The sequence below is a fragment of the Xanthomonas bonasiae genome (assembly GCF_014836395.1).
In the GTDB taxonomy this organism is placed as follows: Bacteria; Pseudomonadota; Gammaproteobacteria; order Xanthomonadales; family Xanthomonadaceae; genus Xanthomonas_A; species Xanthomonas_A bonasiae.
The window spans coordinates 1-14,473 of sequence record NZ_JACSQX010000014.1 but is presented as its reverse complement, the minus strand read 5'-3'; the positions used below and the strand labels follow the sequence as shown (position 1 = coordinate 14,473).

At 69.7% G+C, this 14,473-nt stretch carries 14 protein-coding genes; 10 read left to right on the top strand and 4 right to left on the bottom strand.

Going from position 1 to position 14,473, the window contains the following annotated elements; translation table 11 throughout:
• Complete coding sequence (locus H9658_RS19285; RefSeq protein ID WP_191826598.1) at window positions 1-1,581, top strand: winged helix-turn-helix domain-containing protein; 1,581 nt, start codon at window positions 1-3, stop codon at window positions 1,579-1,581.
• Here H9658_RS19285 and H9658_RS19280 read toward each other — a convergent pair.
• Window positions 1,565-2,710 carry a serine hydrolase domain-containing protein gene (locus tag H9658_RS19280; RefSeq protein ID WP_191826597.1) on the bottom strand — a complete coding sequence of 382 codons (1,146 nt, stop codon included), beginning with the start codon at window positions 2,708-2,710 and terminating at the stop codon, window positions 1,565-1,567. The genes H9658_RS19285 and H9658_RS19280 overlap by 17 nt on opposite strands.
• 197 nt (window positions 2,711-2,907) lie before the next feature.
• Here H9658_RS19280 and oleD point away from each other — a divergent pair, with 197 nt between their 5' ends.
• Both oleD and H9658_RS19270 read left to right on the top strand, forming a co-directional pair.
• Window positions 2,908-3,918, top strand: a complete 1,011-nt coding sequence (gene oleD / locus H9658_RS19275) for a 2-alkyl-3-oxoalkanoate reductase (protein WP_191826596.1) — start codon at window positions 2,908-2,910, stop codon at window positions 3,916-3,918.
• A 62-nt stretch (window positions 3,919-3,980) separates the two neighbouring features.
• Window positions 3,981-4,139, top strand: coding sequence for a DUF1328 domain-containing protein (locus tag H9658_RS19270; RefSeq protein WP_003468167.1), 159 nt, complete (start codon window positions 3,981-3,983; stop codon window positions 4,137-4,139).
• A 114-nt stretch (window positions 4,140-4,253) separates the two neighbouring features.
• Here H9658_RS19270 and ddlA read toward each other — a convergent pair whose 3' ends face one another.
• Window positions 4,254-5,369, bottom strand: a complete 1,116-nt coding sequence (gene ddlA, locus H9658_RS19265; RefSeq protein ID WP_191826595.1) for a D-alanine--D-alanine ligase — start codon at window positions 5,367-5,369, stop codon at window positions 4,254-4,256.
• A gap of 171 nt (window positions 5,370-5,540) precedes the next feature.
• On the opposite strand from ddlA, the gene H9658_RS19260 reads away from it, so the two are divergent.
• From H9658_RS19260 to H9658_RS19245, 4 genes are all read left to right on the top strand, one after another.
• Window positions 5,541-7,499, top strand: coding sequence for an alpha/beta hydrolase family protein (locus H9658_RS19260; protein ID WP_191826594.1), 1,959 nt, complete (start codon window positions 5,541-5,543; stop codon window positions 7,497-7,499).
• Window positions 7,500-7,565: 66 nt separating this feature from the next.
• The gene (locus tag H9658_RS19255) at window positions 7,566-8,207 is read left to right on the top strand and encodes a ubiquinone biosynthesis accessory factor UbiJ (protein WP_191826593.1); all 642 of its coding nucleotides are present in this window, start codon (window positions 7,566-7,568) and stop codon (window positions 8,205-8,207) included.
• On the top strand, window positions 8,204-9,862 hold the full coding sequence (ubiB, locus tag H9658_RS19250) for a ubiquinone biosynthesis regulatory protein kinase UbiB (protein WP_179571106.1): 1,659 nt from the start codon (window positions 8,204-8,206) through the stop codon (window positions 9,860-9,862). Before H9658_RS19255 ends, ubiB begins: the two co-directional genes overlap by 4 nt.
• Window positions 9,863-9,933: 71 nt before the next feature.
• Window positions 9,934-10,284, top strand: coding sequence for a DUF3147 family protein (locus H9658_RS19245; RefSeq protein WP_179571105.1), 351 nt, complete (start codon window positions 9,934-9,936; stop codon window positions 10,282-10,284).
• Window positions 10,285-10,477: 193 nt separating this feature from the next.
• On the opposite strand, the gene H9658_RS19240 is transcribed toward H9658_RS19245, so the two are convergent.
• A complete protein-coding gene (locus H9658_RS19240) occupies window positions 10,478-10,939 on the bottom strand; it encodes a thioredoxin family protein (RefSeq protein WP_191826592.1) in 462 nt (153 codons plus the stop codon).
• 67 nt (window positions 10,940-11,006) lie between these two features.
• Here H9658_RS19240 and H9658_RS19235 point away from each other — a divergent pair, with 67 nt between their 5' ends.
• Entirely contained in the window at window positions 11,007-11,831 is an 825-nt protein-coding gene (locus H9658_RS19235; protein ID WP_191826591.1) for a pseudouridine synthase, read from the top strand.
• A gap of 277 nt (window positions 11,832-12,108) precedes the next feature.
• Here the strand turns inward: H9658_RS19235 and H9658_RS19230 are convergent, their stop codons facing one another.
• On the bottom strand, window positions 12,109-12,642 hold the full coding sequence (locus H9658_RS19230) for a DUF2059 domain-containing protein (RefSeq protein WP_191826590.1): 534 nt from the start codon (window positions 12,640-12,642) through the stop codon (window positions 12,109-12,111).
• A 444-nt stretch (window positions 12,643-13,086) separates the two neighbouring features.
• Here H9658_RS19230 and arfB point away from each other — a divergent pair, with 444 nt between their 5' ends.
• Window positions 13,087-13,518 (top strand): alternative ribosome rescue aminoacyl-tRNA hydrolase ArfB, encoded by a 432-nt coding sequence (gene arfB, locus H9658_RS19225; RefSeq protein ID WP_179571101.1) that lies wholly within the window; start codon window positions 13,087-13,089, stop codon window positions 13,516-13,518.
• A gap of 3 nt (window positions 13,519-13,521) precedes the next feature.
• Window positions 13,522-14,124, top strand: coding sequence for a lysophospholipid acyltransferase family protein (locus H9658_RS19220; protein WP_179571100.1), 603 nt, complete (start codon window positions 13,522-13,524; stop codon window positions 14,122-14,124).
• Window positions 14,125-14,473 lie beyond the last annotated feature (349 nt).

Here is a 14,473-nt window from a genome sequence, read left to right as displayed (position 1 = left end):
ATGGGCGAGCGCTACCGGCTGGACGACCTGCGCATCGACGTGGCGCGGCAGCGGGTCGAACGCGACGGCGTGGCGCTGGAACTGGGCGGGCTGAGTTTCCGCCTGCTGCATTACCTGCTGCAGCAGGGCCAGCGCGTGGTCGGCTTCGACGAACTGATCGCGCAGGTGTGGGCGCCGGCGCTGGTCAACGAGGAGACCGTGACCCAGCGCGTGCGCTTGCTGCGGCAGGCGCTGGGCGATGCCTCGCGACAGCCGCGCTATCTGCGTTCGGTGCGTGGCCAGGGCTACCAGCTGTGCGCACCGGTGCGCAGCGACGAAGACGACGGCGACAGAGACGACGCACCGGCACCGCGACGACCGCGTTGGCGTGGCATCGCGATCGCGGCAGTCGTGGCGCTCGGTGTCGGGACGCTGGCGGCGCTGGCGTGGTCGTGGTCTGCGCCGCCGCCGCAAGCGGCGGCGTCACCGCTGCTGCAACGCGCCGAGTATTACGCCGGCATCGGCCAGCGCGACGACAACGAACGCGCGATCGCGTTGTACCGGCAGCGTCTGCAGCAAGTCCCCGACGAGCCGCGTGCGTTGCTCGGGCTCAGCCGCGCCTACAGCGCGCGCGTGTGCCAGTACGGCGGCGATGCGCAGTACGTCGCGCTCGCGCGGCGCCTGGCGGCGCAGGTGATCGCGGCGCAGCCGCAGCTGGCCGCCGCGCATGCCGCACTCGGCTACGCGCACGATTGCAGCGGCGAGTACGCGGCGGCGCTGGCCGCCTACGAGCGCGCGCTGCAGCTGGATCCGGGCGCCGATGCAGTGCGCGGCTCGGCTGCGTATCTGTACGAGCGCAAGGGGCAACTGGCGCAGGCGTTGGCCGCCAACCTGCAGGTGCGCGATCCGGCGCGGGTGCGGTTCCTGCCGATCCAGATCGCCAGCAACCTCAACCTGCTCGGCTACGTCAGCGCCGCCGAGGCGCGCTATCGCGACAGCTTCCAGCTGTATCCGGACAGCGCATTTTCCAACGTGGCCTGGCCGAGTTTCCTGTTCGCGCATGGCCGCACCGCCGAAGCGCAGGCGGCATTGGACGAGGCACTGGGGCGCGGCACCGACTACGCCGGGCTGTATCTGCTGCAGGCGGAACTGGCGTTGGCGCAGGGCGATGCGGCACGTGCGCGCCAGGCCAGTCTGCATGCGCTGCGGCTGCGTCCGCAGGGCAGCCTGGCGCAGACGCTGGCATGGACGCTGGACGCGCAGCCGCGGCCCGCCGCGCCGGCGTTGCGCGCGCGGGCGCAAGACCTGTTGCGCAGCCTCGCGCGTGGCGCCGACCCACTCGATGGGCTGGATGCGGCGCTGCTGCTGCAACTGGCCGGCGACCCGGACGCGGCATTGGATGCATTGCGCCGCGCACAGGCCGCCGGTTATCGCGATGCGGCCTACCTGCGGGTGTCGCCGCTGCTGGCGCCGCTGCGCACGCAGGCCGGCTTCGCCACGTTGCTGGCGCGCAACCAGGCCGACATCGCCGCCCAGCGCGCGCAGGTGCGCCGCGCCGGCCTGCTGCCGCAGGAAACCGGCGCGGCTACGGCAGCGCCTTGAGCACGTAGTCGGCGAGCAGCGCCTGCGACTGCGGGTGCATCTTCGGCGTGTTGTAGGCGCCGCGGGTGATCACCACCACCAGGCGTTCCTCGGGCAGCACGAACACGTAGTTGCCGCCGTTGCCGGACATCGCCCACACCCCGCGCTCCACGCCGCGTACCGGGAAGCGGAAACGCCACAGCAGATAGCCGTAGTCGGCGTCCTCGCGCGCCTGCGCGTGCACCGTGGTCATCGCCCGCACCCAGTCCGCCGGCAGCACCTGCTGGCCGTGCCAGCGGCCCTGGTCGAGCAGCAACTGGCCGAACTTGGCCAGGTCGCGGCTGCGGTAGCGGGTGCCGCCGCCGCCCATGCCCACGCCCTCGGCGGAGCGGCCCCAGTGGACGTCGGTGATGCCCAGTGGCCGTTCCAGCGCCTGCGCGGCGAAGTCTTCCAGGTGCTGGCCGGTGGCTTTCTCCACCAGTGCGCCGAGCAGGAAGCTGCCGGCGGTGCAGTAGGAGAAGGCGCGGCCGTGCGGGCTGTTTTCGGGGCGGCGCATCCATGGCGCGTAGCCCTTGATCGGCAGGTCCAGGGCGAACTGGGTCCAGTCGGCACTGACATACATGCGTTCCTCGTTGCCGCTGGAGAACGCGTTCTCGTCGTCGCACTCCAGCTGCGAACTCATCGTCAGCAGGTCCTCGACGGTGATCGCGCGCTTGCGCGGATCCGGCTGCTTCCAATGGCGGTCGCCGAAGGCGTCGTAGACCTTGGCCTGCGCGCCGGCCAGGCGGCCGCGGTCGATCGCCGCGCCTACCAGCATCGCGGTGACGCTCTTGGTCGCCGAGCGGGTGTCTTGCAGGGTCTGCCGATCGGCATCGCCGAAGTAGCGTTCGTAGACCAGTGCGCCGTCGCGCACGATCAGCACGCTGCTGGTGTCCGGCGCCTTGCCGTCGGCGATGGCCTGCTCCAGTGCCGCGAGCGTGGCCATGTTCCAGCCGGTGGCCCTGGCGTCGGCGACCTTCCAGCCGTCTCCGAGCGCTGGCGGCGCGGTGGCGGTGGTGATGGCGGTGGTGATTGTGGCGGCGGGCGCGGCATGGACGACAGGCGCGGCGAGGGCGAACAAGGTGCACAGCAGGAACGGGAGGCGCGACATGGTGGAACTCCGGAAGGAAGCGGTCCGCGCACTGCGCCAGCACCGTGGATGAAGTGCCTGATGCCACGGTGAAGAATTATGAAGTTCCGAAATATCAATGGGTTGGCGTGCGCAGCGGCGTCGCCCGCCGCCGCGCGGATCGCCTTCCCCGGCGACCCCGGCTATCGTGTGCGCCCTGGTGCGAACGGTGCGGCGCGATGAAGATAGTGGTGACGGGCGGTGGTGGATTCCTGGGACAGGCGCTGTGTCGCGGGCTGGTCGCGCGCGGGCACGAGGTGATCAGCTACAACCGCGGCCACTATCCGGAACTGCAGGCGCTGGGCGTGGCCCAGGTGCGCGGCGACCTGACCGATGCGCAGGCGCTGCACCATGCCGTACAAGGGGCCGAGGCGGTGTTCCACAATGCGGCCAAGGCCGGTGCCTGGGGCAGCTACGACAGCTACTACCAGCCCAACGTGGTCGGCACCGAGAACGTGCTGGCCGCCTGCCGCGCGCATGGCGTGGGCCGCCTGATCTACACCTCCACGCCGAGCGTGACCCATCGCGCCACGCATCCGGTCGAAGGCCTGGGCGCGGACCAGGTGCCGTACGGCGAGAACTTCCAGGCGCCGTACGCGGCGACCAAGGCCATCGCCGAGCGCGCGGTGCTCGCCGCCAACGACGCGCAGCTGGCGGTGGTGGCGCTGCGGCCGCGGCTGATCTGGGGGCCGGGCGACAACCAGATCCTGCCCAAGCTGGTCGAGCGCGCGCAGGCCGGCCGCGTGCGCCTGGTCGGCGGCGGCGACAACCGGGTCGATTCCACCTTTATCGACAATGCCGCGCAGGCGCATTTCGACGCATTCGAGCATCTGCGCGTGGGTGCGGCCTGCGCCGGCAAGGCGTACTTCATTTCCAACGGCGAGCCGCTGCCGATGCGCGAGTTGCTGAACAAGCTGCTGGCCGCGGTCGGCGCGCCGCCGGTGACCAAGACCCTGTCGTTCAAGGCGGCGTATCGCATCGGCGCCGCCTGCGAAACGCTGTGGCCGCTGCTGCGCCTGCGCGGCGAGCCGCCGCTGACCCGCTTCCTGGCCGAACAGCTGTGCACGCCGCATTGGTACAGCATGGAACCGGCGCGGCGCGATCTCGGCTATGTGCCGCAGGTTTCGATCGAGCAGGGCCTGCAGCGGCTGGCGTCGTCATGGCGCCGCGACACTTCCGTCACTTCCTGACGACCGGCGGTTTCCGAAGATACCTGCGCGCCGATTCGGCACGACAACTTCTGGACCTTGCCATGCTGCATTACGCCATCATCTTCTTCGTCATCGCCATCATTGCGGCCGTGCTCGGTTTCAGCGGCATCGCCGGCGCCGCGACCAACATCGCCTGGATCCTGTTCGTGGTGTTCCTGATCCTGGCCGTGATCTCGATGTTCCGTCGCGGCAAGGTGTAGTCGCCCGCGCTGCATCGCGCACGGCCCGCCGCACCAGAGACATCCGGTGCGGCGGGCCGTTCGTTTTTGTGCGCGCCGCTGGCGCCGGAGTCGCGCCATTGCATGGCCGCCGCGCTATTCGCCGGATCCCGGCAAGGCCACCGCGCTCCGCAGCGCCGCATCCTGCGCATGGCGTTCCAGCGCCAGCTCGATCAGGCGCGTGATCAGCGCGCGGTAGCTCAGCCCGCTGGCCTGCCACAGCTTCGGATACATGCTGATGCGGGTGAAGCCCGGCAGGGTGTTGAGTTCGTTGATCACGATGCGGCCATCGCCGGTCAGGAACACGTCCACCCGCGCCAGGCCGGCGCATTCCAGCACGGCGTAGGCGCGCAACGCGACGGCGCGGATGCGTTCCTGGGTAGCCTCGTCGATCGCGGCAGGCACCACCACCTCGGCCCCGGTCTCGCTGATGTATTTGGTCTCGTAGGAATAGAACGCGTCGTGCACCACCACCTCGCCGCAGACGCTGGCCTGCGGGGCGTCGTTGCCGAGAACCGCGCATTCGATTTCGCGCCCATCGATGGCCGCTTCCACCAACACTTTGTGGTCGTAGGCCAGGGCCAGCGCCAATGCCGCGTCGAAAGCAGCCGCGTCCTGCACCTTGCTCACGCCTACCGACGAGCCCTGGTTGGCCGGCTTGACGAACAACGGCAGCCCGAACTGCGCGGCCAGCGCGGCGAAATCGGCCTGCGCCGCATCGCGGCGGCGGATGCAGGCGAACGGCGCCACCTCCAGCCCGGCGTCGCGCAGCAGGCGCTTGGCCACGTCCTTGTCCATCGCCAGCGCCGAGCCGAGCACGCCGGAGCCGACGAACGGCAGCCCGGCCATGCGCAACAGGCCTTGCAGCGAGCCGTCCTCGCCCAGTGTGCCGTGCACGATCGGGAACGCCACGTCGATCTGCTCCAGTGCCTGTGCCGGCTGCAGCGCGCGCAACGGCTGCGTGTCGTCGCCGGGGATCACCGCCACGCCGCGTCCGCTGCGCTGCAGCGCGATCCGCGCCGGATCGTCGGCATGCAGCAGGAAGCCGTCGCGCTCGTTGGCGTGCCAGCGGCCCTGCTTGTCGATGCCGATCAGGGTGGCGTCGAAACGCTGCGGGTCCAGCGCATCGACGATGTTGCGCGCCGATTGCAGCGAGACCTCGTGCTCGGCCGACTTGCCGCCGAAGATGATGCCGACCCGGATCTTGCGCATGTCGCGGCTCCGTCATTGCCCGATGAAGGGGCGATAGCATGGGCCATCGCCGCGCGTCGCGGGAGAGGGTATCTGCGAAGCACGCGCAGGGCTCCGCGGACTGTGGCGGGGATGGACGCCGTTCGCGGAGCTTGCCAACATAGGCCGCTCAGGGGACAGGGGATGCACTCGATGCGACGTTGGACGTTCGTGGCCGGCCTTGCGCTGGCCGGCATAGCATGCGCGCAGGCCGAGCCGCCGCCGCTGGATCTGACCCCGTATCTGAAGCGCGACCAGTTCGAGCGGGTCAAGATCTCGCCGACCGGCGCCTACTATGCCGTCACCCAGCCGATGGAGGACCGGACCGGGCTGGTGGTCGTTCGCCGCAGCGACAAGCAGCTCTCGGCCAGGATCATCGGCGGCGCCGACTCGGTGATCGACGATTTCTGGTGGGCCAACGACGAGCGCATCGTGGTGTCGATGGCCGAGCGTTTCGGCACGCGCGATGAACCCGTGGCGATCGGGCAGCTGCACGCCATCGATGCCGACGGCAAGAATCCACGCCTGCTGGCCAGCCCGTATGGGATGAACGACGCGGTCAACGCGGCCACGCTCAAGGTGGGCCTGGATCCGTCGGTGTACATGCTCGATACGCTGCCGCAGGATCCGCGCAACGTGCTGGTGTCGGTGGTGGAGCAGACCAGCGACCCGACGGTCCATATCGATAAACTGGACATCTACAATCACCGGCGTACGCCCGTGGCGACCGCGCCGGTCTCGCGAGCGGACTTCGTTGCCGACCACGCCGGGCGCGTCCGTTTCGCCAACGGCGCCGATACCGGAAATTCCAGCAAGCTCTACTACCGCGACGACAGCGCCACGCCGTGGCGGCTGATCAACGACGAAGCCGCCAGTTTCCATCGCGCCTATCCGTTGGGATTCTCCGCCGACGACAAGCTCGCCTATCTGCAGGTGGAACAGGCCAGCGGCCCGGATGCGGTGGTGTCCTGGGATCCGGCGACCGACCGCTATTCGCCCTTGCTGCGCGACGAGCAGGTCGACCCGTACCGGGTATTGCGCGACCTGGACGGCAAGACGCCGATCGGCGTGTCGTTCATGAGCGACCGGATGCATAACCGTTTCTTCGACGACAACGCGCCGACCTCGCGCCTGTATCGATCGCTGGAAAAGGCGTTCAACGGCGATGCGGTGTTCATCATCTCGGCAACGGCCGATCGCCGGTTGCTGTTGCTCTACGTCTGGAGCGACCGCAACAATGGCGACTATTTCCTGTTCGACAGCACGGACAAATCGGCCAAGCGCGTGTTCAGCCGGCGCGAATGGTTCCGGCCCGACCAGGTCCCGCCCAGCCGCGAAGTCAGCTTCAAGGCCAGGGATGGCTTGCCGCTGCACGGCTATCTCACCCTGCCGCTGCATGCCGAGGCAGGCAAACCCTTGCCGATGGTGTTGCTGCCGCACGGTGGGCCGTTCGGCGTGTTCGACGCGTGGGATTTCGACGACGACACGCAACTGCTCGCTGCGGCGGGCTATGCGGTGCTGCGGGTCAATTACCGCGGTTCGGGCAACTATGGCCGTGCCTTCACCCAGGCGGGGGCGAAGGAATGGGGCGGCCGCATGCAGGACGACCTGACCGATGCCACGCGCTGGGCGGCCGCGCAGGGCATCGCCGATGCCGCGCGCATCTGCATCTATGGCGCCAGCTACGGCGCCTACGCGGCGTTGATGGGCGCGGCCAGGGAGCCGGGCTTGTACCGCTGCGCCGCCGGCTACGTCGGGGTATACGACCTGGAGACGATGTACCGCGACCAGGCCAGGCGAGCGCGCTGGGCAAAGAACTGGGCCGGCGACTGGCTTGGCGAACGCGGCACCCTGGCCGCGCGCTCGCCGGTCAATCTGGCCGATCGCATCCGCATCCCGGTGTTCCTGGCCGCGGGCGGCAAGGACGAGCGTGCGCCGATCCAGCACACCGAGCGCATGGAAAAGGCGCTGAAGAAAGCCGGCGCGCCGGTGGAGTCGCTGTACTTCCCCAACGAGGGCCATGGCTTCTACACCGAGCCGCACCGGCGCGCCTACTACACCCAGTTGCTGGCGTTCCTGAGCAAACATCTGGGCGGCGCGCAGGCGCAGTAGCGCGGCACGCTTCACAGTCTGCCGCTCGCACGGTGCGGCGACGTGTCTGCCGCTAGAATGCGCGGCATGCCTGGATCTCCCTTCGATGCCCTCAAGCCCCTGGCCGGCCGCGCGCTGGAAGCGGCGCTCAACCGCGCGCTGGCGCTGGACCCGGATACCCGCGAGGCGCTGCGCGGTCTCGACGGCCAGCGCGTGGCGCTGACCCTGGACGCGCCGGCGCTGGCGCTGCAGATCCGCGTGGACGGCACGCGCCTGCAGGTCGGCCCGGTGGATGCGGCGCAGGAGCCGGACCTGGCGGTGCGCAGCACCCTCGGCGGGCTGTTCGCGCAGCTGCCGTTCCTGGCGCAGGCGCGGCGCGGCGCCAGCCCTGGCGGGCGGGTACGGGTGTCCGGCGATGCCGAGCTGGCGCGGCGCCTGCAGCAGTTGGCGGGGCGTTTCGACCCGGACTGGCAGCGCCCGTTCACCCAGGTGTTCGGCGACGTGCTCGGCGTGCAGTTCGCCAACGCGGCGCGCGCGGCGCTGCAGCAGGCCCAGCGCAGCGCGCAGGACCTGGCGCAGAGCGCGGCCGAATTCGTCACCGAGGAATCGCGCGACGTGGTCCCGCGCGCCGAGTTGGACGCGTTCTACGACGATGTGGATGCGGTGCGCGACGACATCGAGCGCCTGGCCGCGCGCGTGGCGCGGCTGCAGCCGGAACGCGGCGCATGAAGGCGATGTTCCGCGCCAGCCGCATCGGCCGGGTGATCCTGCGCTACCGCCTGGACGACCTGCTCGACGGCACCCCGGCCGAGCGCTGGCTGCGCCTGGCCAAGCCGTTCGTGCCGCGCGCCAGCCCGGACATCGCCGCGCAGTCGCGCGGTGCGCGCTTGCGCCTGGCGCTGCAGGACCTGGGGCCGATCTTCGTCAAGTTCGGGCAGATCCTGTCCACCCGCCGCGACCTGATGCCGCCGGACGTGGCCGAGGAACTGACCCTGCTGCAGGACCGGGTGCGCCCGTTCGACGGCGAGGCCGCGCGGCGCATCGTCGAGCAGGCGCTGGGGCAGCCGATCGGCGTGGCCTTCGCCAGTTTCGACACCACGCCACTGGCTTCGGCCTCGATCGCGCAGGTGCATGCGGCGACGCTGCACGACGGCCGCGAAGTGGTGGTCAAGGTGCTGCGCCCGGACATCGAGCGGCAGATCGACGCCGACATCGCCTTGCTCAAGTCCGCCGCCGCCCTGGTCGATCGCGCGCACCCGCGCGCCGACAAGATCCGCCCGCGCGAAGTGGTGGCCGAGATCGAGACCACCCTGGCCGCGGAACTGGACCTGCAGCGCGAAGGCGCCAACGCCAGCGTGCTGCGCCGCTTCTGGCTGCATTCGGACGACATGTACGTGCCGGAGGTGATCTGGAGCCACACCGCCGAGCGCGCGCTGACCCTGGAACGGGTGCGCGGCATTCCTTCCGACGACATCGCCTCGCTCGATGCCGCCGGCATCGACCGCAAGGCGCTGGCGGCCAAGGGCGTGCGCGTGTTCTACACGCAGGTGTTCCGCGACAACTTCTTCCATGCCGATGCGCACGCCGGCAACATCTGGGTGGACAGCGATCCGGCGCGACGGATCAACCCGCGCTTCATTGCGCTGGACTTCGGCATCATGGGCCAGCTGTCGCAGGAAGATCAGTACTACCTGGCCGAGAATTTCATGGCCATCTTCAACAAGGACTACCGGCGCATGGCCGAGCTGCACGTGGAGGCGGGCTGGATGCCGGCCAACGTGCGCATCGACGAACTGGAAGCGGCGGCGCGCTCGGTGTGCGAGCCGTACTTCACCCGGCCGCTGTCGCAGATCTCGCTGGCCGAGGTGCTGATCAAGCTGTTCCGCGTGGCCCAACGCTACCAGCTGACCCTGCAGCCGCAGCTGATCCTGCTGCAGAAGACCCTGCTCAACATCGAAGGCGTGGGCCGCCAGCTGGATCCGGAGCTGGACATCTGGGCGGTGGCGCGGCCGGTGCTCGAGCGCATCCTGATCGAGCGCTACAGTCCGCAACGCGCGGTGCAGGAGTTGCGCAAGCGGCTGCCGGAAATCATGACCCATGCGCCGGACATGCCGCGGCTGGTGCACAGCTGGCTGCGCCAGCAGGTGGAAGGCGGCCACGAGCTGTCGATGCGCTCGCGCGACCTGTCCGACCTCAATCTGATCCTGCTGCGCATGCAGCGCCGCGTGGTCACCGCGATCACCGGCGTGGGCCTGCTCACCGTCGCCGTGCTGCTGTACGCGCTCCACGCGGGCGGGCCGCAACTCGGCGGGGCCTCGCTATGGGCCTGGATCGCCGGCGGCATCGGCGTGGTCAGCCTGCTCTCGGCGTGGTGGCGGCGCTAGGCGCTTCGCCGCCGCAATCGAACGCCCCGCGCTGGCCGCGTCCTGCGTCTTTCACCTGTTGGGAGCTGCGCATGCCCTGGATCGTCGGCAAGTACCTGATCACCGCCGCGCTGGTGGTGGCGATTTCCGAGGTGGCGCGGCGCAGCGACCGGCTCGGCGGGCTGATCGCGGCCTTGCCGCTGGTGACCTTGCTGACGCTGATCTGGCTGCAGCTGGAGCGGCAGCCGCAGGCCAAGATCGCCAACCATGCCTGGTACACGTTCTGGTACGTGCTGCCGACGCTGCCGATGTTCCTGGCGTTTCCGCTGCTGTTGCCGCGGCTGGGCTTCTGGTGGACGCTGGCCGCGTGCGCGCTGCTGACCATCGCCTGCTTCGCTGCGTTGGCGCTGGGCGTGCGCCGCTTCGGGATCCAGTTGCTGTAGGGCCTGTCATCCACCCATCAGCAGGTCGCGCCACGCCTGCGCGTGCATGGGGCAGGAAACGGGAGGACGCGAGCCCATGCGATGACATGGCCGCGTTCGCGCGAACGCGGCGCGACTTGCGCGGAAGCGACACGCCATGGCGCCGATGAGGCTGCCGGCCGCCACCGGCAGCCATCGCCGTGGACGCCGCGGCTCAATGTCCTGACGGTACCGCGGCCACCTTGGCGAAGAAGTCGTAGATGCCCTGATCGCTCATCTTGCGCGCATTGGCCAGCTCGCCGGCCTTGGTGGTGTACAGCGTCTTGCCGTCGGCCCCGACCACCACCGCGGCCGGGATGCCCTTCTGGATCGGGTCCCCGTAGGCCTGGCTCAGTTCGAGGTTGTGGTCGAAGTTGCCGACATCGATCTTGACCACTTCGAAATGCGCCTTCACCAGCGCCGCGTTCTTGGCCGTGTGCAGCGAGGCGTCGAGCGCGCGGCAGTCGCCGCACCAGTTGGCGCCGAAGATCAGCAGGGTCGGCTTGTGCGCCTTCTTGCCGGCGGCCAGCGCCTGCCGCACCTGCGCCTTGGCGTCGGCCGCGGCGTCGTAGGGCAGGTCCAGCGCATGCGCCAGCGGGACCACGGTCAGCAGCGACAACAACAGCCAGCGCTTCATCGGGACTCTCCGCAACATGGGGGAGGATCATCGTCGAGCGGTGGCGCGGCGGCGTCAACGGCCGGCCATGGGACGCTGCGTGACGCGCGCATTGTGGCCGGGGCGGCCGGGCGCGGATAATCCGGCGGTGAGCATTTCCCCCGATTCCCTGCAGATCCTCTATCTGGACCCGTTCCTGGCCGTGGTCGACAAGCCGGCCGGGCTGATGGTCCACGACAGCAAGCTGGCCCGCGGCGAGGACGACTTCCTCGCCGATCGCCTGCGCGCGCAACTGGGACGTCCGATCTTCCTGGTGCACCGGCTCGACCGCGCCACCAGCGGCTGCCTGCTGCTGGCCTTCGACCGCGACACCGCCAGCGCGCTGGGCAAGGCGCTGATGGGCGGGGAGGTGGACAAGGACTACCTGGCGATCTGCCGCGGCTGGCCGGCCGAGGAGCGCTTCGACGTCGACCACGACCTCGACGGCGGCCCCGGCAAGCCGCTGAAGAAGCCGGCGCAGACCCGCTTCCAGCGCCTGGCCTGCGGCGAACTGCAGGTGCCGTCGGGCGAGTTCGGCACCTCGCGCTACGCGCTGTTGCGCTGCAGCCCGGTGACCGGGCGTTTCCGCCAGATCCGTCGCCACCTCAAGCATCTGTCGCATCACCTGATTGGCGACACCAGTCACGGCGACGGCCGCCACAACCGGATCTTCCGCATGCAGGGCGTGCACCGCATGCTGCTGCATGCCGAGCGGCTGGCGTTTCCGCATCCGGACGGGCGCCGGATCGAGGTGAACGCGCCGCTGGATGCCGAGTTCGTGCGCGCGTTCGGTTTGTTCGGGTGGGCGGCGGCGCCGTGGTCGCGGGGCGAGGCGGAACGCTTGCTGGATACGCCGGGCGAAGCCGCTGGCTGACCGGTCAGCACGCCCTGTAGGAGCGGCTTCAGCCGCGACGGGCATTACCGGGAAAGCCCGTCGCGGCTGAAGCCGCTCCTACAGTGTCATGGCTGCAAGAGGAGGTGTTTTGGCCGTGCTCGGGAGCGTTTGACCCAGGTCCTTGCCGAGACCGGAACGCTCGCTGCTTCGTTCGTCGCGGTTGATGGCCCGAGGCCACCCGGAACCGCTCCGACAGCCGCAGCGCAGTACAGGCGTCGCGCGCGCGCAGGGGCACGGCGCGGTTGCCGCGGCAGGACTACTTCTTCGCCGCCGGCGGCGTGTTGACGGTCTGCTCCAGGTCCTTCTGCAGGTCGACGAACAGCGGGGTGATCTTCTGCTGGATCGCGCCCATCAGGTTCTGCATCAGCTGCGGGGTCTTGTCGAGCATGCTCTGGCCGGCCGGACTCTCGTAGAACTCGGCCATCGCCAGCACGTCCTGCTTGGAGAACGACTGCTTGTAGAGGTTCACGTACAGCGGGCGCATCTCCTGCCACGACAACGCCTTGCGCACGGTGGCCTGGGTGCGCTCCTGGATCTGCTGCAACTTCTGCTGCTGCGCCGCGTCGAGCGGGTGCTGCGCGGTCAGCTGCGCGAATTGCTGGCGCTGCATCGCCTCGATCTGCGGCAGCATGCTGTCGAGCATGTTCTGCGCGCGCGAGGCCGACAGCAGGCGGTTGACGTCGCCATCGCTGGGCGGCTCGGCCAGGGCGGGAGCCGCGGCCAGGGCCAGCAGCGCGGCCAGCAGCAGGCGCTGCGGCCAGCGACGGGAAAGGAGCGGGGTCGGATTCATCGAGCGTCCTGCAAGGCTATGACCGGCGGCCAGGATACGGGAATCGCCGCGGCCTCGCCGTCTGCGCGCTTGCGGCGATTCGGTCTCCGCGGCTTCGCCGGACCCGGCGCGCGATGCGCGAGCGGGCCGGCTCGAAATAGCGCAACAGCCCGGCGCCGCCGTGCGGGACTGGTCGGCGCTGTCGAAATGGCGGCGCAAGGCGCGCGGCGTGGCCTGGTCGGTGTCGAGCGTGCGGTGGCGTGCTCATCCCGCGGGCCATGGGTCGGTGTCGGTGCCTTGTCGCCGATCTGCAGCCGGGGTCGAGGTCATGCGCCCAGCCGCTCGGGACCCAGCCCTGGGACGGCGGCAGGCGGCGCCGTAGTCGCCGATGCCGCGTGCGCCCGGCCGTTCAGGCCGCAGGCCGTCGAAAATCAAGCGGTCTGGCGGATGCCCTACAATTCGCGGATGGGTACCGGGGCCATCCACATCTCGAACAGCCTGGCGATTCCGGAAAGCGAAATCGTCGAGCGCTTCGTGCGCGCCAGCGGCGCCGGCGGGCAGAACGTCAACAAGGTCTCCACCGCGGTGGAGCTGCGTTTCGATCTGGCCGGCTCGCCGTCGCTGCCGGAGCCGCTGCGTGCGCGGCTGCTGGCGCGGCGCGACCGGCGCATCACCGCCGAGGGCGTGCTGGTGATCGATGCGCAGCGCTTCCGCACCCAGGACCGCAACCGCGACGATGCGCGCCAGCGCCTGGCCGAGTTCATCGCCGCCGGGCTGTCGGTGCCGAAACGGCGCATCGCCACCAAACCCTCGCATGGCGCCAAGCTGCGGCGCCTGGATGCCAAGCGCGAGCGCAGCCAGATCAAACGCGGCCGTTCGCCCGGCCGCTGGGAGTGACTTTTGAGCGAACGCGATTTTTCGTTGCCCCCCGCGACCCCGAACATGCCGATGGTCAAGCCCAGCCGCTTCGGCCGCTGGCTCGGCCGCACCGCGCTGCGCCTGACCGGCTGGCGGGTGGTGGGCGAGTTCCCGGACGTGCCGAAGCTGGTGATGATCGTCGCCCCGCATTCGTCCAACTGGGACGGTTTCCTCGGCTTCGCGGTCAAGTTCGCGGTCGGCTTCGAGGTGCGCGTGCTCGGCAAGACCCAGCTGTTCTGGTGGCCGCTGGGGCCGCTGCTGCGCAAGCTCGGCGGCATCCCGCTGGACCGCAAGTCGCCGCGCGGCGTGGTCGAGCAGGCGGTGGCGCTGATCCGGGAAGCGCCGCGCATGTGGTACGTGATCACGCCGGAAGGCACGCGCAAGCGGGTGGAGAAGTGGAAGGTCGGTTTCTGGAAGATCGCGCATGGCGCCGAGATCCCGATCTTCCCGGTGTACTTCGACTACCCCAGCCGCACCGTCGGTCTCGGCCCGCTGTTCCACACCAGCGCCGACATGCACGCCGACATCGCCGCGATCCGCACCTGGTACCGGCCGTGGCGCGGCAAGCATCGCGATACGTTGTGAGGCCGGGCGGCACCTCGATGCGAATGGGCTTTCTGTAGGAGCGGCTTCAACCGCGACCGGGCGTTACCGGTGGCATCCTGTCGCGGCTGAAGCCGCTCCTACAGGGGCGCGTACCTGCAACCTCTCGAAAGGCCGCTGTTCCGCACCAGCGCCGACATGCGGGCCGACGTCGCCGCGCTGCTGCCGATAGCGTTGCGACATCCCGGCTTCTTGCGGCCGGCGCAGTGCTGTGGGAGCGACTTCGGTCGCGACGGGCTCTACTGGTAAGGCCCGTCGCGACTGAAGGGCACCTCTAAAAACCTGCCTGCTTTGGCATCATATGGTCTGAGAAGACAGCCGAGGCCTTGCG